Origin of the sequence: Musicola keenii, assembly GCF_014855505.1 — a bacterium.
Lineage (GTDB): Bacteria > Pseudomonadota > Gammaproteobacteria > Enterobacterales > Enterobacteriaceae > Musicola > Musicola paradisiaca.
Genome location: NZ_JAAWVW010000018.1, coordinates 25,977 through 44,827, shown reverse-complemented (window position 1 = coordinate 44,827; position 18,851 = coordinate 25,977). Strand labels below are relative to the sequence as shown.

At 58.6% G+C, this 18,851-nt stretch carries 19 protein-coding genes; 3 read left to right on the top strand and 16 right to left on the bottom strand.

The window, feature by feature from the left end:
• Positions 1-17: 17 nt before the first annotated feature.
• From HEP82_RS16225 to argH, 4 genes are all read right to left on the bottom strand, one after another.
• Positions 18-845, bottom strand: a complete 828-nt coding sequence (locus HEP82_RS16225) for an ABC transporter substrate-binding protein (RefSeq protein ID WP_192459042.1) — start codon at positions 843-845, stop codon at positions 18-20.
• A gap of 23 nt (positions 846-868) precedes the next feature.
• Positions 869-1,633, bottom strand: coding sequence for an amino acid ABC transporter ATP-binding protein (locus HEP82_RS16220; protein WP_192459041.1), 765 nt, complete (start codon positions 1,631-1,633; stop codon positions 869-871).
• Between the two features lie 22 nt (positions 1,634-1,655).
• Positions 1,656-2,534 carry an amino acid ABC transporter permease gene (locus HEP82_RS16215; RefSeq protein WP_192459040.1) on the bottom strand — a complete coding sequence of 293 codons (879 nt, stop codon included), beginning with the start codon at positions 2,532-2,534 and terminating at the stop codon, positions 1,656-1,658.
• 147 nt (positions 2,535-2,681) lie between these two features.
• Entirely contained in the window at positions 2,682-4,112 is a 1,431-nt protein-coding gene (gene argH / locus HEP82_RS16210) for an argininosuccinate lyase (protein WP_192459039.1), read from the bottom strand.
• A gap of 166 nt (positions 4,113-4,278) precedes the next feature.
• On the opposite strand from argH, the gene HEP82_RS16205 reads away from it, so the two are divergent.
• Positions 4,279-5,226, top strand: coding sequence for a LysR family transcriptional regulator (locus tag HEP82_RS16205; protein WP_192459038.1), 948 nt, complete (start codon positions 4,279-4,281; stop codon positions 5,224-5,226).
• Here HEP82_RS16205 and HEP82_RS20140 read toward each other — a convergent pair.
• A complete protein-coding gene (locus HEP82_RS20140) occupies positions 5,221-5,346 on the bottom strand; it encodes a hypothetical protein (protein WP_269150432.1) in 126 nt (41 codons plus the stop codon). The two genes, HEP82_RS16205 and HEP82_RS20140, sit on opposite strands and share 6 nt — an antisense overlap.
• A 55-nt stretch (positions 5,347-5,401) precedes the next feature.
• Between HEP82_RS20140 and HEP82_RS16200 the strand changes: the two genes are divergently transcribed.
• Positions 5,402-6,169 (top strand): HNH endonuclease, encoded by a 768-nt coding sequence (locus HEP82_RS16200; RefSeq protein WP_192459037.1) that lies wholly within the window; start codon positions 5,402-5,404, stop codon positions 6,167-6,169.
• 214 nt (positions 6,170-6,383) lie between these two features.
• On the opposite strand, the gene HEP82_RS16195 is transcribed toward HEP82_RS16200, so the two are convergent.
• The 9 genes from HEP82_RS16195 to HEP82_RS16155 all read right to left on the bottom strand — a co-directional run bounded on the left by HEP82_RS16195 (position 6,384) and on the right by HEP82_RS16155 (position 15,599).
• Entirely contained in the window at positions 6,384-7,181 is a 798-nt protein-coding gene (locus HEP82_RS16195) for an SDR family oxidoreductase (protein WP_192459036.1), read from the bottom strand.
• A gap of 43 nt (positions 7,182-7,224) precedes the next feature.
• A complete protein-coding gene (locus HEP82_RS16190) occupies positions 7,225-8,739 on the bottom strand; it encodes an FGGY family carbohydrate kinase (RefSeq protein WP_192459035.1) in 1,515 nt (504 codons plus the stop codon).
• Entirely contained in the window at positions 8,732-9,799 is a 1,068-nt protein-coding gene (locus tag HEP82_RS16185; protein WP_192459034.1) for an ABC transporter permease, read from the bottom strand. The genes HEP82_RS16190 and HEP82_RS16185 overlap by 8 nt, the downstream gene beginning before the upstream one ends.
• Positions 9,800-9,816: 17 nt before the next feature.
• Positions 9,817-11,361, bottom strand: coding sequence for a sugar ABC transporter ATP-binding protein (locus HEP82_RS16180; RefSeq protein WP_192459076.1), 1,545 nt, complete (start codon positions 11,359-11,361; stop codon positions 9,817-9,819).
• Positions 11,361-11,984, bottom strand: a complete 624-nt coding sequence (locus tag HEP82_RS16175; protein ID WP_192459033.1) for a DUF2291 family protein — start codon at positions 11,982-11,984, stop codon at positions 11,361-11,363. The genes HEP82_RS16180 and HEP82_RS16175 overlap by 1 nt, the downstream gene beginning before the upstream one ends.
• Before the next feature lie 43 nt (positions 11,985-12,027).
• On the bottom strand, positions 12,028-12,963 hold the full coding sequence (locus HEP82_RS16170; RefSeq protein WP_192459032.1) for a D-ribose ABC transporter substrate-binding protein: 936 nt from the start codon (positions 12,961-12,963) through the stop codon (positions 12,028-12,030).
• A 91-nt stretch (positions 12,964-13,054) separates the two neighbouring features.
• On the bottom strand, positions 13,055-13,858 hold the full coding sequence (locus HEP82_RS16165; protein WP_192459031.1) for a GolD/DthD family dehydrogenase: 804 nt from the start codon (positions 13,856-13,858) through the stop codon (positions 13,055-13,057).
• Positions 13,859-13,872: 14 nt separating this feature from the next.
• Positions 13,873-14,796 (bottom strand): transketolase family protein, encoded by a 924-nt coding sequence (locus tag HEP82_RS16160; RefSeq protein ID WP_192459030.1) that lies wholly within the window; start codon positions 14,794-14,796, stop codon positions 13,873-13,875.
• Complete coding sequence (locus HEP82_RS16155) at positions 14,796-15,599, bottom strand: transketolase (protein ID WP_192459029.1); 804 nt, start codon at positions 15,597-15,599, stop codon at positions 14,796-14,798. Before HEP82_RS16155 ends, HEP82_RS16160 begins: the two co-directional genes overlap by 1 nt.
• Positions 15,600-15,945: 346 nt before the next feature.
• On the opposite strand from HEP82_RS16155, the gene HEP82_RS16150 reads away from it, so the two are divergent.
• Entirely contained in the window at positions 15,946-16,737 is a 792-nt protein-coding gene (locus HEP82_RS16150; RefSeq protein WP_192459028.1) for a DeoR/GlpR family DNA-binding transcription regulator, read from the top strand.
• Between the two features lie 115 nt (positions 16,738-16,852).
• Here HEP82_RS16150 and HEP82_RS16145 read toward each other — a convergent pair whose 3' ends face one another.
• Both HEP82_RS16145 and HEP82_RS16140 read right to left on the bottom strand, forming a co-directional pair.
• Positions 16,853-17,227, bottom strand: coding sequence for a hypothetical protein (locus tag HEP82_RS16145; RefSeq protein ID WP_192459027.1), 375 nt, complete (start codon positions 17,225-17,227; stop codon positions 16,853-16,855).
• Positions 17,228-17,360: 133 nt separating this feature from the next.
• The gene (locus HEP82_RS16140) at positions 17,361-18,755 is read right to left on the bottom strand and encodes an MFS transporter (protein WP_192459026.1); all 1,395 of its coding nucleotides are present in this window, start codon (positions 18,753-18,755) and stop codon (positions 17,361-17,363) included.
• Positions 18,756-18,851: the final 96 nt, after the last annotated feature.

The window sequence follows — 18,851 nt, the reverse complement described above, 5'->3', positions numbered from 1 at the left end:
CTCTCCTCACTGGCCGATTAACGGCCCTGGTTGATGGTTGCCTGTTTCAGCGCACCGTCCTGCAAGCCCCATTTGCTGAGGATGGCCTGATAGCTGCCGTCGGCGATCATCTCGTTGAAGGCCGCCTGCACAGCGGCTACCAGTACCGGATCCTTGTTGTCGATACCAATGCCGGTCAGTTGGAAAGAGAAGGCTTTGCCCAGCGGTTTGTAGGTATCTTTTTCCAGATTCATGATGTACGGCAGGGTTTCGCTGCCCTGCACCGCGCCGTCCAGACGCCGCTGACGCAGTTGGGCGCGCGCGTCGGCGGTACCTTCGGCACCGACTACCTCGATTGCCGGTTTGCCCGCCGCTTCACAGTTGGCTTTGCTCCAGGCGGCGATTTCCGCCGGGAACGTCGTGCGACGGCTGGAACCCACGCGCTTGCCGCACAGGTCAGTCAGCTCTTTGATATCGCTGCGGGAGGTGGTGGTGTAAAACTGCGGGCCGGTGGAGAAGTAGTCAACAAAGCTCACCACTTTCTGGCGTTCCTGGGTATCCGTCATACCGGACATGATCATATCGACGCGCTTGGTGGCGACGGCGTTGATCATCTGCTCAAAGCCGATCTCCTGCCAGTTGATTTTGACGCCCAGCTTTTTCGCCATTTCCATGCCCAGATCGTAATCCACACCCATCAGCTGGTTGGTGGCCGGATCCTTGAACTCCATCGGCGGATAGTTCGGCATGATGGCGACCGTCAGCTCGCCCTTGCTTTTGATGGTGTCGGGCAGCGTGATGGCGGCATGCGCGGCGGAGCCCAGCAGAGCGCCGGTGATTAAAGCGGACAGCATTATTTTTTTCATCTGTAGTTACCCTGTTGTTGACGTTAGAGAAGAATTGCAGAAATAAAATTTTGCAGCCGGGGGTTCTGCGGATTCAGCAACACATCCTCAGGGGCGCCCCGTTCAATAATCTGGCCTTCATCCATAAACACGACCTGATTTGCCACTTCCCGGGCAAAACCCATCTCATGGGTGACGACCAACATGGTGGTGCCATCCTTCGCCAGCGTCCTCATGACGCCCAATACTTCGCCGACCATCTCCGGGTCGAGCGCCGAAGTCGGTTCATCGAACAGCATCAGCTTGGGCTTCATCGCTAACGCGCGGGCAATGGCGACGCGCTGCTGCTGCCCGCCGGACAACGACTCCGGATAGGCATTGGCCTTGTGGGCCAACCCCACCCGGTTGAGCAGATCCATCGCCTCTTCGGTGGCTTCCCGTTTGGGGCGCAGCAGCACCTGCATCGGCCCTTCGATCACGTTTTCCAACGCGGTCTTGTGAGGAAAGAGATTGAAACGCTGGAATACCATGCCGGTATGCAGCCGCTGGCGGGCAATCTGCTTGTCGCTCAGTGGGTACAGTTTTTTACCGGCGACGCGGTAGCCCACCAGCTCGTCGTCGATCCAGATGCCGCCGTTGTCGATTTTTTCCAGCTGATTGATACAGCGCAGAAAGGTACTTTTCCCCGAGCCGGACGGGCCGAGAATGCACATCACCTCGCCATAGCTGACGTCGAGATTGATGTCTTTCAGCGCATGAAAGTCGTCAAAGTATTTATTGACGTTGACCGCTTTTACGATGGTTCTCATGGTTCTGTTCTCCCGGCCCGAATCAGGCGCGACGCCGGTTGCCGCGGGAGAAATATTTCTCCAGCCGGTTTTGACCAAAGGACAGCACCGTCACCACCATCAGGTACCAGATGCCCGCCACAAACAGCAGTTCCATCACGCGCGCATTGGCGTAGTAAATGTTCTGGGTGTTATAGAGCAGTTCGGAATACTGAATCATGCTGGCGAGACTGGTGGTCTTGATCATGCTGATGAACTCGTTGCCCACCGGCGGGATGATCACCCGCATCGCCTGCGGCAGAATGATGCGCCGCAGCGCCTGTAGGCGCGGCATGCCGATAGCTTTGGCCGCTTCGTACTGGCCGATGTCGACCGACAGCAGCCCGGCGCGCACCACTTCGGAGGTATACGCCCCCTGGTTGATGCTCAGCCCCAGCAGCGCGGCGAAAAACGGGGTCATCACGGTGACGGTTTCCACGCTGAACACCCCCGGCACCGTAATGCGCGGGAACACCAACGCCAGGTTGAACCACAGCAACAGTTGCAGGATCAGCGGCGTGCCGCGGAAGATCCAGGCGTAGCCCACCGAGACATAGTGCAGCACCGGGTTAGGCGACATATGCATGATGGCGGCGATGACACCGAACAGAATGCCGAGCGCCATCGCCAGCACCGCCATCACCAGCGTATTGACCACCCCGTCAAGGATGGCTTTGGCGGTAAAAAACTGGCCGACATACGACCACTCGATATTCCCGCGAGAGAAGGCGTGCACCAACGCCGCCAGCAACGCGACAATCACCACGGTGGCGGTGATGCGGCCGTAATAGCGGCGCGGCACATACTCATAGTGGCTAAGGTCGACGTATTTGTTATTGCGCGCCGGCGCATTTTCCACATCGGGAAGCGGTGAACTACTCATTCCGAGCTCCATCTGGTTAAGCCGCAACGGCCGAAAAATCATAACGGGGCGTCATAGCGGGCGTTTGAGCGCCGGGTGGGACGGGACGGTGCAGAGCGAGGCCCCCCGGCGCTCATCCCTGCATCGTCCGTCCGCCGGAGAACGGCGTTATGACAAGGTCGGCCCTTGATACGTGCACGCCCATTCAGCCTGTACGGCCATGACCTGCTTCAGACGCATTATCTGTTCCGCTACGCGGGCCGGTGCGGTACCGCCATAGCCATCACGGGCGCCGATCGCCGCCGTCAGGGTCAAGGCGTTGCGCACATCCGGCGTCAGACGTTCATCCACTTCCGCCAGCTGCGCGTCGCCCACTTCCCACAGTTGCAGCGCGTGCGCTTCGCAAAAACGCACCAGTCTGCCGGTAATCTCGTGAGCCTCTTTGAACGGCACGCCGCGCACCGCCAGCCAATCCGCCACTTCCGTCGCCAGCGTGAACCCATCCGGCGCCTGACGCAGCAGCTGTTCTTTGTTCACCACCAGGGTATCGAGCATGCCAGCCATGGCAGGCAGCACCACCAGCAGGGTTTCCACCGCATCCATCGCATGGCGTTTGTCTTCGCTCAGGTCGCGGTTGTAGGAGAGCGGCAGCGCCTTCATGGTGGCCAGCATCCCCGCCAAATTGCCGATCAGCCGCCCGCTGCGGCCGCGCGTCAGTTCGGCGATATCCGGGTTTTTCTTCTGCGGCATGATGGAACTGCCGGTCGCGTAACTGTCGTCGATCTCCACCCAGCGGAACTGACGGGAGGCCCACAGGCACACCTCTTCGCTCAGCCGGGACAGGTTCACCCCCAGCATGCTGGCGGCAAACAGGAATTCGGCCACATGGTCGCGGCTGGCCACCGCGTCGATGGAGTTTTCGCAAGGCCCGTCATACCCCAACTCGGCGGCGGACAACTCCGGGTGTTTGGCAATCGCCGAACCGGCCATCGCCGCCGCGCCGAGCGGCGACAGCGCGCAGCGTTTATCCCAATCTTGCAGGCGCTGAATATCGCGCGAAAACGACTGGGCGTGCGCCATCAACTGATGGCCGAAGACGATCGGCTGCGCCTGCTGCAAGTGGGTAAAACCGGGCGCCAACGTCTCCACATGCTGTTCGGACTGTTTCACCAGCGCCGCCTGCAAGGCCAACAGCCGGCGGGTAATCTGGCGCACGCTGTCACGCAGATAGAGGCGTAAATCGTTAGCGGTTTGATCGTTGCGGGAACGACCGGCGCGCAGCTTGCCGCCGACGGCACCCAGCCGCTCGGTCAGCTCGCGCTCGATAAAGGTATGCACGTCTTCATCGCCCCATACCGGCTGCGTTTTGCCGGCGCGGAAGTCGTCATCCAGCGTGGCCAGTGCATCGATGATCTGGCGGGTTTCCGCTTCCGTCAGCAATCCGGCCCGCTGCAATTCATGCGCATGGGCGCGACAGCCCGCCAGGTCGTACGGCGCCAGCGAGAAATAATAGTCCGGGCTACGCGACAGGGTGGTCAGGGATTCGGCGGGCGGATTTTTGAAACGCGCGCCCCACAGCAGATCGGAACTCTTCGCCATAACAAGCCTCATACAGACATATTCGTCATATGCATTGATAAAAAAAGGGTATTTCCTGTTGGACAAAAAAAATAAATCTGGCAGATTTGTCGATGAATTGAGAAACATGCACCCGCCTGACGGTGGTTATATTCATAATAAAAATAGGCGGAGGTAAATATTCATTATGGAAAGTAGACTTTCCAGTTTGGGAAACCCATCACCAGCCAAAAATGACGCTACGCAACTTTCAATAAACAACGTTGATTTGAAATTACTGCGGGTATTTAAATGCGTGGTTGAAGCCGGCGGATTCACCTCGGCCAGCGTTGAATTGAATATTGGGCTCGCCGCTATCAGCAAACAGATTTCCGATCTGGAAATTCGGCTCGGCATGACGTTATGCAGCCGAGGGAGAGATGGATTTTTACTTACAGAACATGGCATTAGTGTATACCAAGCCACATTGGAACTTTTTGGCGCCATCAATCAATTTCGCGATAAATTGCACAGCACCCGTAATGAAATATTAGGGGAAATCAATATTTCGCTGATCGACAATATAATTACCGACCCGAATTCCCCTATCACCAAAGCAGTGCAAACATTGCACCAATCTGCACCAAAGGTCAGCATTCGATTACAGACCACATCATTAGATGATTTAGAAAGAGGAATAAATGAAGGCCGTTTTACCTGCGGTATTGCACCGGTATATCAAGAGAAAATGGATTTTGATTATTACCCGCTATATATCGAAGAATCTCAATTATATTGCGGACGAGAACATGAATTCTTCCCTATGGAAAATGAATTACTGACTTTACCGCGATTAAAACAGGCCGTTATTGTCAATCACGCCTATTCCAGCCTGAATTATGCCCGCAAGCCCTTCAATTTTCACAGCAGCCATGTGCAGGCGGTGCAGGTGGAAGCCGTCGCCATGTTACTGCTGACCGGCTGTTTTATCGGGTATCTCCCCACCCACTATGCGCAGCGCTACGTCGAACAGGGACAACTGCGCGCCATCGGCGCCGACGACCTGCGCATCTTGGTGCCCATCAGTCTCGTTATCCGCAAAGGCCGCAAGATCAACGTCATCATCAAGCTATTTATGGACGCGCTGGGGTTATAAACGCCGACGGCGAGCGACGAAAATTTTCCCGCGCATCCCCAACGCTCGCTGGCTTAACGCAACGGTATGGCGACCAAACGCACCATTAAGGTGCAGGCCAACCGGGAATGTGTGTTTCATTACACCACTTCGCCTGGCATAGTTAACGCATCATCTAACCGGTCAAGGCAACGACATGGCGGCCACCACACTTTGGACGCGCGACCAACTGCTGATTGCGTTCACCCTGTACAGCCAATTGCCCTTTGGCAAGCTGCATTCCCGCAACCCCGATATCATCCACTATGCCGAACTGATGGGCAGAACACCCTCCGCGCTGGCGATGAAGCTGGTCAATCTCGCCAGTCTAGATCCGATAATCCTTAACTCCGGGCGCACCGGCCTTAGCCAGGTATCCAAGGCCGATAGGGCACTCTGGCAGGAAATGGAGCAGGATCCTCAACGGTTTGAACAACAATGCCAGCAGGCGATGGGACGTCTCACCCCAACGACGGCACCATCGCAGGCGCTGGAACCCGCGCCCGATGTTTACGGTCGCGAGCGCCTAACACCGATTCGTACTCGCGTCGGTCAGCAACTGTTTCGCAAACGGGTGCTGGGCGTCTATGGCGAACGCTGTTGCTTGACCGGTCTGGAGACACCAACGCTGCTGATCGCCAGCCATATCCGCCCTTGGAAAGATGCCGCCGAGTACCGGCTCGATCCACGCAACGGCCTGTGCCTTTCCGCCTTGCACGACAAGGCGTTCGACACCGGGCTTATCACCTTCAACGATCATCTGGAATTGGTGCTGTCCCGCCAGATCAAAAAACTCGTCAGCCCCGCCAGCGCCACACTGTTCGCACAATATGAAGGCCAACAAATGAGGCTGCCGGACGTTGAACGCTACGCACCGGATCTGGCCCATCTGGCGTACCATCGGCAGCATATTTTTCAGCGCTAACTTAGCCGCCAGCACGAATGCCGCCGCACATCGACTCGGCTTCCCGCCGCCGCGCCCATCTGTAAACAAGCTGAATGCGATGTGGGTGCGCTTGCCAATCCCCATCACCTGACGGGCATCCTCATCGGAATAAAAACGCCCGCGCCAGATATCTCTCCGGTGCAGGCGTTGATGCTCGCGGCATTCAGCGGTAATCCGCCCGTGTCGTCGCCCCTCACGACATAATCAGCCCGCCGTCCACATTGATCGTCTGGCCGGTGATGTAGCGCGCGTCGCTTGATGCCAGAAACGCCACCAGCCCGGCGACATCTTGCGGTTTGCCGGCGCGTTTGAGCGGGATGCCTTGTACCCACTCCGCCATCAGCTCGCCCTTGCCGTAGCGTTTTTCCTCGGTGCTGAGGATCTCTCCCCATACCCGGTCGTTGTAGTCCCACATTTCACTGTCGATAATGCCGGGGCAGAAGGCGTTAACCGTGATGTTCCAGGGCGCCAGTTCCTGCGCCAGGCTCTGGGTAATGCCGATGACGCCCATCTTGCTGGCGGCGTAGTGCGGCGTATAGATAAAGCCCTGGCGGCCCTGACCGGATGAGGTATTGATCAGGCAGCCGGACTGCTGTTTCACCATGTATTTCGCCGCTTCTCGGCAGCATAACCACACGCCGGTGGTATTTACCGCCAATACCCGCTCGAAATCGGCCTTTGGCATCCGGTCAAAGTAATCGATGGTGATGATCCCGGCGTTTTGTACCGACACATCAATCCGCCCGAAATGCGCCATCGCCTGCTGATACAGGTGCTGCACCTGCTCTTCATCGGTGACATCCGCCACCAACGGCAGCACCGCCGCGCCATACTGCTCTCGTATGCCGTCGGCGGTGGAAAACACCCGCTCCGAGTTGGAGACCATCACCAGGCTAGCGCCGTCACGTGCGAAACGTTCCGCGATGCCGGCACCAATCCCCCGGCAGGCGCCGGTAATCACCACCGTCTTACCCTGAAAATTCCGTTGCACTCTGATTCTCCTCTTCATGACCATACATCATTGTTTGGATAGCTCAAGCCAGTACCGGCGCGTCCTGCCACAACGTGCGTTGTACCGCCGCCTTCCAGCCCTGCCAGCTTTCCTGATACCGCCGATGCCGCGCCTCGTCCGGGTACCAGCACTCGTGCGCCGGCAGCAGTGGTTCCAGTTGTGCGTCACTCAGCCGCCCCAGCATGCGCCGCGCCAGCAGCCCGGCGCCCAACGCCGACAGTTCGGCGGTCGCGCTGCGCGCCACCGGGCAGCCCAGCAGGTCGGCCTGAAACTGCATCAACCAGGCATTGCGCGTCGGCCCGCCGTCCACCATCAACTGCGCCAGATGAAAATCCGGGTGCTGACGCATGGCGTCGACCACATCGGCAATCTGATAAGCGATCGCTTCCAACGCCGCCCGCACCAGATGCGGCTGCCCGCTGCCACGGCTTAGTCCGCACATCACGCCGCGGGCGCGATCGTTCCACCAAGGCGCGCCGGTGCCGGTCAGCGCCGGGACGAAATACACCCCGTCGGTGGAGTCCACGCTGGCGGGCAACGTCTGCAACTGCGCGGCCAGCTCCGCCGCCGGCAGCCGGTTCAGCCCGGTGGCTTGTAACATCCAGGCCACGCCGTCGCCGGTATGGGGAATATTGCCTTCCAGCGCATACACCGGCCGTTCGCCGTCGTGCCAGGCCACGGTGGTGGCCAGTTGGGTAATACGTGTATCCGGCACGCCCAGCGGCGCCATCACTGACGAACCGGTGCCGTAGGTGGCTTTCACCCCGCCCGGACGCCCCAGCCCGTGGCCGTACAACGCGGCGTGGGAATCCCCCACCATCGCCAGAATCGGAATACCGTCCGGTACGCCGGGCACGCCCTGGGTGACGCCGAATTCGCCGGCCGAGGGCATCAGCTCCGGCAACGCCGCACGCGGCACGCCGAACAGCGCCAGCATGTCATCGTCCCACTGCAAACGATGCAGATTAAGCAATTGGGTGCGAGCGGCGTTGGACAAATCACAGCGGAACTGGCGTCCGCCGGTCAGATGCCACAACAGCCAGGCGTCGATGGTGCCCAGGCAAATCTCACCACGCGCCGCTCGGGCGTGGCCATCCGGCGTGTTATCCAGCAGCCAGCGCATCTTGGAGCCGGAGAACAGCGGCGCCACCGGCAACCCGGTAATCGCGCGGATCGCCGCTTCCCGATGTTCGCGCCGCAGTTGTTCGCAAAACGGCGCGGAACGGGAACACTGCCAGGTCAACGCGGGGGAAATCGGCTGGCCGGTATCACGCCGCCAGCCGATGGCGGTTTCCCGCTGGTTGCTGACGGCCAGCGCCGCCACCCGCTCAGCGCCTACCTGTTCCATCACCTCGCGTACCACCGCAAACGACCCGGCCAGTAGCGCTGCGCCGTCCTGTTCTACCCAACCGGCCTGCGGCGTCATCAAGGTGAGCGCACGCGAGGCATTGGCGACGACCCGGCCGTCGGCATCAATAGCGACCGCCTTGACGTTGCTGGTGCCTTCATCCAACGCGACGATAATGTCTCTAGACATGGCTCACCTCCGACAGCGGGTTAACCGCCTGCTTTTTTTCGTGACGACGCATCATCACCACCTTGTTCTGCAAGCGCTGTTGGAACTGATCGATCACTACCGCAGTGACGATCACCACGCCCTTGATCACCATCTGCCAGAAATCGCTGACCCCCATCATCACCATGCCGTCGGCCAAAAAAACAATCACGAACGCGCCGATGATGGAGCCGGACACCCGCCCGCGCCCGCCCGCCAGCGCGGTGCCGCCCAACACGGTGGCGCCGATGGCGTCCATCTCGAACATGTTGCCGGTCATCGGATGGGCGGTTTGCAGTTGCGACGCCACCACCAACCCCACCAGCGCGGCGCACAGGCCGGAAAAGGCGTAGACGAAAATCTTCACGTTGACGATCGGCACCCCGGCGAGGCGCGCGGCGGATTCGTTACCGCCGGTGGCATAGATGTAGCGGCCCAGCGGGGTTTTGCGCGTCAGATACAGGCCGATCAGCAGAAACAGCGCCATCAGCCAGATCGGCAGATAGATGCCGAGCAGCGTGCCGGAACCGAGAATGGCAAACCCGGTATTGCCCAGTTCGGGCATGCCGTTGAGGTTGGCGTAGGTGCTGCCGTCGTTAAACAGCAGCGCCGCGCCGCGGGCGACATACATCATGCCCAGCGTGCAGATAAACGGCGCCACGCCGAGCCGGGTGATCACCACGCCGTTGACCAACCCGATCAGCACGCCGAACAACGCAACGACCAGGATCACCTCCGGCACATTGAGAAACAGCACATTGCCGCCCCACAACGGGATGCCGTTGGTTAATAGCGCGCCGGCCACCATGCCGCAGATACCGGCCACTGCGCCGACGGACAGATCAATACCGCTGGTCAGGATCACCAACGTCATGCCGATCGCCAACAACCCGGTGATCGCCACATGCTGGGTCATGATCAGCAAGTTGGAGGTGGTAAGAAAGTTCGGCACCATCAGGCTGAAAAAGGCCACCACGATCAGCAACGCGATAAAAGTTCTGGCCTTCAGCAGGTACATGTAAAACATATATTTTTGATTCATGATCAACTCCGGCCTGTTTATGCGTGCGGGGTGGATGCGCTGATCAGCGCTTCCCGCGTCACCTGTTCGCGCGGCAAATCCGCCGTAATGCGCCCGTCCGCCATCACCAGAATGCGGTCGGCCAGCGCCATCACCTCATCCAGTTCGGAAGAGGAAAACATCACTGATAGCCCCTGCCGGGCCATGTTGCCGATCAGGTGATAAACGTCGGTTTTGGCGCCCACATCGATACCGCGGGTCGGTTCATCCAGCAGCACCACCTGCGGGCGGGTCATCAGCGCCTTGCCGAGCACCACCTTTTGTTGATTGCCGCCGGACAGCGAGGTGATCGGCAGTTCAACGTCGCTGACCTTGATCGACAACTGCTGCACCATCTCATCTACCTGCCGGTTTTCTTCCTGCGGTTTCAGCCACGACCAGGCGCGTCGAAAGCCGCGCAGGCTGAACGACGACAGCGTCATATTGGATTTGATGGACATCAGTTGCACCACGCCTTCGCCCTGCCTGTCCTCCGGCACCAGCGCGATGCCCTTTTTCAACCGTTGCTGAAAACCAAGGCGTTCAACACTGTCGTCGTTGAGACGAATGCTGCCCTGTTGGCACGGCATCAGGCCGATCAAGCCTTTGAACAATTCAGTGCGCCCGGCCCCCAGCAGGCCGTAAATGCCCACCACTTCGCCTCTGCGCAGCGTGAATGACGCGTCGTTAAGGCGGTAGCCGCCGCTCTGGTGCAAGGCCGTCAGCCCCTGAACCTCCAGCACGGTCTCGCCCTGCGGCGCAGGCTGATAATCGAAGTGTTTCTTCTTGTCGCCGACCATCTGTTCAATGATCCAGGGCACGCTGGCGTCTCGCACCTCACGTTCGGCGATAAAACGACCATCCCGGAAAATGGTGATGTGATCGCCGATTTCCATCAGTTCTTCCAGCCGGTGGGAGATATAGATGATGGTGACGCCTCGGCGTTTGAGTTGTTCGATCACGCTGAACAGCACCTTGACTTCCGACTGGCTTAACGCCGAGGTCGGCTCATCCATGATCAGCACGCGCGTGTCCTTGGACAGCGCACGCGCGATCTCCACCAACTGCTGATGGCCGATGCCCAGTTCGCCCAGCGGCGTATAAGGATCGACGTCCAGTTCCAGCCGTTCCAGCAACGTCTTGGCCAGTGCGTATTGGTACTTTTCGTTGATCACCCCACGCTGGAAAAATTCGTTGGCGATGAAGATGTTGTCCATCACGTTCATGTTGGGGAACAGGTTGAGTTCCTGAAAAATAATGCTGATGCCCTGCCGCTCCGCCTGATGGGTCGAGCCCAACGTCACCGGTTCGCCGTCCAGCAGAATCTGCCCGGACGACGGCGTCTCCACCCCCGCCAGCATTTTCATCATGGTGGATTTGCCCGCGCCGTTTTCGCCGATCAGCACGTTGACCTGGTTGCGGTACACCCGGTAGTTGACCCGATCGAGCGCAGTCACACCTGGGTAGACGCGCGACAGGTCGCGCGTTTCGATAATCACGTCCGGCGCGGCCTGCGGCGACAGGGGCGTTGTCATGTCTGCCATCATCCCCCCTTATCCGTGCGTGTGATCTGCGCCGGCGTGATATCCGGCGCCGACTGCGGAATATCCCAGGCGCTGAACACGCCCACCACGTCAAGCCGATCGCCGACCTTCGGGTGCGCCGCCTGGATCATCGCCAGCGCCTGCTGGTTGATGGCGCGGCCGTAATCGCCGAACAGCACCTGATCGTTGAAGTCCTGATAACTCGTGCCTTTATAGCTATCGCGCAATTCGGTACCGCGCAGCGTCGGCCCCAGTTGTACCGAGACGCTCTCGCCGTCGGCGTCTTTGATCAGCATCTTGCCATTGCGCGATGCGGTATCGATTTGCTCTACCGTACCGGTGACGCGCACGGTAAACACACAGGCGTTCTCATCCTGCGCACGATAACCGAGCTGTTTGCAGGCGGCGTCCATATCGTTGCTGCTGCGTAGATCTTTCATCAGCGCGGCAAGCGGGCGTGCTTCTTTTACCAGTTGCGGCACCAGTTTTTGTTGCCAGGTTTGCCCGATATTCGCCATATGAGGATTGGGGGGATGACGCAGGTCGGCCAACTCCTGCTGCGAGACGATGCGGCATCCGCCCAACCCAAGCACGGCCAGCGCCAGCCAGACTTGTCTGGACATACTCTTCTCCTCTGCGCCCCCGTAGGGGCGCGACAGCATGGACTCAGGATTTGAAGTTGAAGTCTTGCACCTTGCTCGCGTTATCCTGTTGGATCAGGATGCCGCGGAACATGACGCGCTGTTTGGCGGGTTTCACGCCTTTCTGGATGAAGTTGTCGAGATCGGTCACGCCTTGGGCGGCGATGGCCTGGGCCTGCAGCATGACGGTGGCTTTCAGCGAGCCCTCTTTCACCGCGTCGCGCTCGTCGTTGCTGCCGTCGATGCCGACCACCACCACATCGTTACGGCCGGCGGCTTTCAGCGCGGCGATGGCGCCCAGCGCCACCGGGCCGTTACCGCAGATCACCCCTTTCACATCCGGGTGCGCCTGCAGAATGCTGTCCATGATGCGTTTACCGTCGATCAGCGTACCTTTGGCGTCCTGACGGGCGATGCTCGCCATGCCGGGGTACTGATCCAACACCTGATGGAAGGATTTGGAACGGGTCACGCAGTTGTTGTCCGCCAGGCTACAGGTCAATTCGGCATACTTGCCTTTTTCGCCCATTTTCTCGACGAACACGTTGGCGACATCGGAACCCGCCTGGAAGTTGTTGTGGGTAATCTGTACCAGCGCGACGTCATCCACCGGAATTTCACGGTTGATCAACACCACCGGGATCCCCGCCGCCTTCGCTTTTTTGATCGCCGCGACGCTGGCGGTGGAGTCGGCATTATCCAATACGATGCCCTGAACTTTCTTACCGATAGCCGCATCGATAAGCTCGCTCTGTTTCTTCACGTCCTCACCGTGGGAAAGCACCGTGGTTTTATAACCCAGCTCCTGCGCTTTCTTGTCTGCGCCTTTGGCTTCCGAGGCGTAGTACGGGTTATCCAGTGAATTGACCAGAATCATGATGGTGCCTTTTTCCGCCGCGTGGGCGGTCAGCGATAAGGCACTGGTGATGGCAGCAGTTAACAGCATTGAACGCAATTTCATGATGATATTCTCTCTATCTTTCGTTATTGTCGGGGTACAGCGAAACAGCGTAATCAATTGTTTAAAAACATTTTTTAACGATTTTCGACCATCACCAGATGGTGAACCCGCCGTCGATCATTAAATCCGCTCCGGTAATCATGTCGCTGCCGTTGCTGGCGAAGAACAGCACCGCGGCGGCGATTTCGTCGGTGTAGGCAAAGCGGCCCAGCGGGATCAATTTCTTCATGGCTTCGCCCTTCTCACCGCGCCAGGCTTTTTCACCCATCGGCGTGAGCACCACAGTAGGCGACAGGGTGTTGACGTTGATACCGTGCGGTGCCAGCTCCTTTGCCATCACTTTGGTCATGCCCAGTAACCCTGCTTTCGCCGAGGTGTAGGCAACGTGGTTATCGATGGCGATGGACGCCGCCTGCGAGGCGATGTTGATGATCTTGCCGCCGCGTCCGGCCTTGACCATTCGGCGCGCCGCCGCCTGTGAGCACAGGAACGGGCCGTTCAGGTTGACCGCAATCTGCTTCTGCCATTCGGCGAATTCGGTTTCCAGTACCGGCTGCAACATCACGTAGCCGGCGCAGTTAATCAGGATGTCTAGCTGGCCGTAATGCGCCTCGACCGTGGCGAACGCTTTTTCCACGTCGTCGGGTGCGGTCACATCGCACTCCACGAACAACACCCGCGCCGGGTCAAACTGCTCGGCGACCTGCGCCGCCTTTTCCCGCTCAAAACCGGGATAAAGCAGCGCCAGGCGCGCGCCTTTCTCCAGCAGCATTTGATTGCTCGCCATGGCGATGCCGCCTAAACCACCGGTGACAACCGCCACCTTGTCGGTCAGGCTGAGCCCGGTATCTACGCCATAACGCAAATTCACGTCATACTCGTTGTCATTACTCATCAGGTTGTTTCTCCTCAGGCAATGGTGCGTAACGCAAGCTGTTCCAGGGTAAAGCGCAGTCCGACCGCATCGATATGGAACTGACGCCGCAACGCGCCGCGACTGCTGCTGTGGGTAAATTCGTAGGGAGGGACGCCCAGCGGGGTGAAACGCTGCCTCAAATGGTGTTTATGCAACAATTCACCAATGATGCTGCCGAGGCCACCACTGAGTACGTGTTCTTCCATCGAGATCACATACTGATGCTCGCTAATAATTTTCAACAGTGACATTTCATCCAACGGCCATAACGACGGCAGGGATACAATGGTGGCATCCGTCGCAGCGGCCAGCGCCTCATGAACAATCGTGCCGAGACAGAACACCACCACCTCGTTCCCCTGTTGCACCACCTCCGGCTTGCCCGGCGTCAACGACCAGTCGGCATCGTGCAAAACCGGCACTTTGTCGCTGTCCATACGGATATACACCGGCCCGCGATGATGAATGGCGTAACGCGCTATCGCGCTGGCCTGCACCGCATCCGCCGGCGCGAAGATGTGCAGATTGCCGAACGAACGGGCGATGGCGATATCGTTCATGCAGTGGTGGGTCGCGCCCAGCGGGCCGTAGGCGAACCCCGCATTGAGCCCCAGCATTTTGACGTTGGCGTCGGTGTAACAGACGTCGTTCTTCACTTGTTCGTTGGAGCGCGCCAGCAGAAACGGCGCGGCATTGGCGGTAAACACCGTTGGCCCGCTCAGCGACAAACCTGTCGCCATGCCTACCATGTTCTGTTCGGCGATCCCGACGTTCACCACCCGTTCGGGGAAGGCTTTCTCGAACGGTGCGATTTTCGACGTGGAGGTGGAATCCGCCACCACGACGCACAGATTAGCGCCTGCGTTTTGCTCTTCGAGCAGCGTGGCGATTACGGCATCACGTAAGTCTTGCATCATCACTCCTCCAGCTCCGCCAGCCCCTGCGCCAGCTGTTCATCATTCGGCACCGAATGGTGCCAGGCCGGTACGTTCGCCATGAATGAGATACCGTGCCCTTTTTCGGTATTGGCGAGAAGCACCCGCGGTTTACCCACCGTTGGAGCATTCACGGCATGAATAATGGCGGCGGGATCGTGGCCGTCGCATTCGACGACCTCGAAGCCAAAGGCGCGCCATTTATCCGCCAGCGGTTCCAGCGGCATGATGTCTTCGGTTTTGCCCGCCAGTTGCAGACGGTTTCGATCGACAATGGCAACCAGGTTATCCAGCCGGAATTTGCTGGCGGCCATCGCCGCTTCCCAGTTGGAGCCTTCCGCCAGTTCGCCGTCGCCCATCAGTACGAAGACACGGCGATGCGCACGTCCAGCCAGTTTGTTGCCCAGCGCCAGCCCGACGCCGATCGGCAGCCCGTGCCCCAATGCGCCGGAGTTGATTTCCACCAGATCCGGCAATTTTTGATGAATGGGATGGCCGGCCAGCAGGGTGTCATCCCCCATGTATTGACTCAGAATTTCCGGATCGATAAGCCCCATGGCGGCAGCGCTGCAGTAAAGCCCGCCGGCACCGTGCCCCTTCGACAGGATGAAGCGATCTTGATCCGGCCGCGCCTGAGTGCGATCCATCACCGCCATGAACAGCGTGCAGAGAATATCCACTTCGGAAAGATCAGCCCCGGTATGCCCTTTGCCTGCCCGGTGATTCATCTGCAACACATAGCGCCGGGCCTGTCGCGCTGTCTGTCTGATTGCCTGTACGTCCACCCTTACCTCCTGATCGTCATGACACATCGCTATCGATCGATCACATTTCATTTTCGATCGAAAACATACACCCTCTATTTAGCCTATTCTGTGGACAAGATCAAATATCAAACAAAAGCAGATAAAAATTGAAGCGCCTATAGACGGCGATGATTCAGCGCCAAGGCGCGCACGATGGGCATACACGGCGGGAGTTCGGAGCGAACGCCTCAGGGGAACGGCGAAAACGTCCCTGTTTTTTCGCCGTCGTCACCTCGCATTCCGGACAGACGAAGGTTAAACTTCATGGCAATTAGCGGGTTGACGGCGGAGCATCGTCACCGGTTTGGGTACAGGAGAGTTTCGATTGAAAAGCAAAAGTGAACAGCTGGCGGATATGCAGCAACGCAGGGAAAAAATTCTGGAGATGGTGCGCGAAGACGGCACCGTTACCGTAAAAACGCTGACCGAAACCTTTGGCCTGACGGAAGCCACCATCCGCACCGATCTGCGTGAATTGCAGAAGGCGGGACATGTGCAACGCTATTACGGCGGCGCTACGCTAGTGACCGGCAAACAGAACACCGGCGCGTTGCTGCTGGAACGGCAGATTCACCTAGAGGAAAAAGACGCCATCGGCCGGCTGGCCGCCGCACAGATCGAAAACGGCGACACGGTGATTTTCGATTCCGGCACCACCACCACCGCCATCGTCGAACACATGGCGCACATCCACCGGTTATCGGTCATTACCACTGCGGTGAACATCGCGCTCAAACTGGGCGGCGAACCGGGGATCAACATCCTGCTGACCGGTGGTACTTTCAAGTTTCCCACCCTCTCGACCTCTGGCGACAAGGCCGCTAGCTTCTTCGAAAATGTGCTGGCCGAAAAGCTGTTTCTCGCCACCGCCGCCATCTCGCCGCGTCTGGGGTTGAGTTTCCCCAGCGAGACGGATATCAAGGTGAAAAGCGCCATGATCCGTTCGGCCAAAACCGTCTATGTGGTGGCGGACTCCAGCAAAATCGATAAGGTTTCCATGTTCGCCCTGCCGTGCGATTGGGCCAACATCCACTACCTGATCACCGATGCAGGCATCAGCCAGGAGGCGATAGCCGCATTCGAAGCGCTGGGGGTGACGGTGATGGTGGCGTCGTGACAGGGATAACCTCGTGACACCGAGCCGATAACGAGAGGCGAGGCGTCCCTTCGGGAGCCTCGCCTCTGCATTTTTACGCCAACAGGTTTACACCGTTGACGCTGACCAATGAGAATTACCCTACCCGCTTGCCTGCTACCTGAACCTCGGTATATTTGCGGTCATCTCCCGCCAGCTTGAGTTGACCTCTGGTCTTCATCTGCTGGGTATTCTGGATATTCGCCGCATTGCAGGGCCGGCAGGCCAGCACCAGCCGGCCGATGTCATTGTTATTGGGAAGAGTGGGATCGGAAGGATTTGGGTAGTGATCCGCTTCAACGGCTTCTTCAGTGATCCAGCTTTTACAATGAAAACACTGGAATACAACCCGCCGCCCGTTATCCGGAAAATTAATGACCTTGTACTGGCCATTCGTCATCGCCCGATTGATGACCTTTCCCTTGTTGGTCGCATTGTTTGGATCCCATCTTATCTGCTCATTACCAATCATTTTTCAGTCTCCTCATCGCCCTATCGGCAATGAGGATTGTGACGTGAAACCATCAGGTTTCATCGGCATAACGTCGTCTTTATGCGAGGAAACGTGGCGATTGCGCGCCGAACCGGCCGTCGCTGTCTTATGCTCACTTCGCTTTCAACCGGGAAATACGCGGCCCGCTGATCAGCGCCGCCACGGCGGCAAAACTGCCCGCCGCCAGCAATGCGGCGTGGGTGCCGTAACTCCCGAAGAAATTGAACATCAACGCCACCAACGCCGCACCCGTGGTCTGCCCCACCAGCCGGGCGGTACCCAGCATGCCGCTGGCGCCGCCGCTACGATGACGGGGGGCCGCGCTGACGATGGTGTGATTGTTGGGTGTCTGGAACAGGCCGAACCCGGCGCCGCAGATCATCATACGCAGGCTGATATCCAGATACCCCGCTGATACCGGTAGCCAGGCCAGCGAATAGAGCCCAACCGAGAAAATCGCCAGCCCCACGGTGCACAAAATACCGGCGTTGATGCGTTCCAACAGACGGCCGGCGATCGGCGCCGCCACCATGGTCGCCAGCGGCCAGGGCGTCAGCAGCAGGCCGGTTTCGATTTCATTCAGACCGAGCGTGCTCTGGAAATAGAACGGCATCGATACCATCGCCAGCATTTGGGCGCAGAACGAACTGACCGAGGTGCCCATCGACAAGGCAAACACCGGGATGCGCAGCAAATCGACCGGCAACAGCGGGTAAGCCTGGGAAAGCTGGCGGCGGACAAAATAGGTTCCCACCAATAACGTCGCCGCCAGTTCAATCAGCGTTAACCACAGCGCCTGATGATGGGCAACGCCGCCTAACGCCGTAAAAAACAGCCCAAAGGTTAAGGCGTTCAGCACCGCGCTCGCCTTATCGAAACGGTGCCCTTTCTCCCCCCTGCTCGGCGGCAGATAACGCAGCCCCAGCAACAGCGCTATCACCCCGAATGGCAGATTGACGGCGAACAGCCACTGCCAACTGGCCATGCTCAGGATCGCCGCCGCGATAGTCGGCCCGGCGGCGATCGATACCGCCACCACCAGCGAGTTGAGGCTCATGCCGCGCCCTAGCAGGGTTTTGGGATAGATCTGCCGGATGAGCGCGGTATTAACGCTCATCAACGCCGCCGCCGCCAACCCTTGCAGGATGCGCGCGATAGTGAGCGTCAGTAGCGAATCGGACAGCGCGCACACCACCGACATCAGCGTGAATAGCACCAGGCCCACCAGATAAACGCGGCGATAACCGAGGATATCTCCCAGTGACGAGAGGGAAAGCAACGTCATGGTGATGGCCAGTTGATAGGCATTGACGATCCAGATAGACGATGCTGGCGTGATGTGGAAATCTGCCGCGATGGTTGGCAGCGCCACATTGACAATCGCGCCGTCCAGTACCGCCATGGCGATACCGAATGCTATCGTCAACACCGCCCCGATACGGGCTGGCATGGGTAAACCGTCAGCAATGTGCGGGGATGACGAGTTGGAAACAGGAGATTTCACCATACAACCTATAAGCCATGAGTGAATAAAAGCAGACGAATCATTATGTTCAAAATCATGTTTTAAATATACCCGCTAGATGCGGTTGGACTGAAGAAT

Excerpts from the sequence above, each read along its gene's own strand:
- HEP82_RS16225 (WP_192459042.1), bottom strand. The coding sequence starts at position 845 with ATGAAAAAAATAATGCTGTCCGCTTTAATCACCGGCGCTCTGCTGGGC.
- HEP82_RS16220 (WP_192459041.1), bottom strand. The coding sequence starts at position 1,633 with ATGAGAACCATCGTAAAAGCGGTCAACGTCAATAAATACTTTGACGAC.
- HEP82_RS16215 (WP_192459040.1), bottom strand. The coding sequence starts at position 2,534 with ATGAGTAGTTCACCGCTTCCCGATGTGGAAAATGCGCCGGCGCGCAAT.
- argH (WP_192459039.1), bottom strand. The coding sequence starts at position 4,112 with ATGGCGAAGAGTTCCGATCTGCTGTGGGGCGCGCGTTTCAAAAATCCG.
- HEP82_RS16205 (WP_192459038.1), top strand. The coding sequence starts at position 4,279 with ATGGAAAGTAGACTTTCCAGTTTGGGAAACCCATCACCAGCCAAAAAT.
- HEP82_RS20140 (WP_269150432.1), bottom strand. The coding sequence starts at position 5,346 with ATGAAACACACATTCCCGGTTGGCCTGCACCTTAATGGTGCGTTTGGT.
- HEP82_RS16200 (WP_192459037.1), top strand. The coding sequence starts at position 5,402 with ATGGCGGCCACCACACTTTGGACGCGCGACCAACTGCTGATTGCGTTC.
- HEP82_RS16190 (WP_192459035.1), bottom strand. The coding sequence starts at position 8,739 with ATGTCTAGAGACATTATCGTCGCGTTGGATGAAGGCACCAGCAACGTC.
- HEP82_RS16185 (WP_192459034.1), bottom strand. The coding sequence starts at position 9,799 with ATGAATCAAAAATATATGTTTTACATGTACCTGCTGAAGGCCAGAACT.
- HEP82_RS16180 (WP_192459076.1), bottom strand. The coding sequence starts at position 11,361 with ATGGCAGACATGACAACGCCCCTGTCGCCGCAGGCCGCGCCGGACGTG.
- HEP82_RS16175 (WP_192459033.1), bottom strand. The coding sequence starts at position 11,984 with ATGTCCAGACAAGTCTGGCTGGCGCTGGCCGTGCTTGGGTTGGGCGGA.
- HEP82_RS16170 (WP_192459032.1), bottom strand. The coding sequence starts at position 12,963 with ATGAAATTGCGTTCAATGCTGTTAACTGCTGCCATCACCAGTGCCTTA.
- HEP82_RS16165 (WP_192459031.1), bottom strand. The coding sequence starts at position 13,858 with ATGAGTAATGACAACGAGTATGACGTGAATTTGCGTTATGGCGTAGAT.
- HEP82_RS16160 (WP_192459030.1), bottom strand. The coding sequence starts at position 14,796 with ATGATGCAAGACTTACGTGATGCCGTAATCGCCACGCTGCTCGAAGAG.
- HEP82_RS16145 (WP_192459027.1), bottom strand. The coding sequence starts at position 17,227 with ATGATTGGTAATGAGCAGATAAGATGGGATCCAAACAATGCGACCAAC.
- HEP82_RS16140 (WP_192459026.1), bottom strand. The coding sequence starts at position 18,755 with ATGGTGAAATCTCCTGTTTCCAACTCGTCATCCCCGCACATTGCTGAC.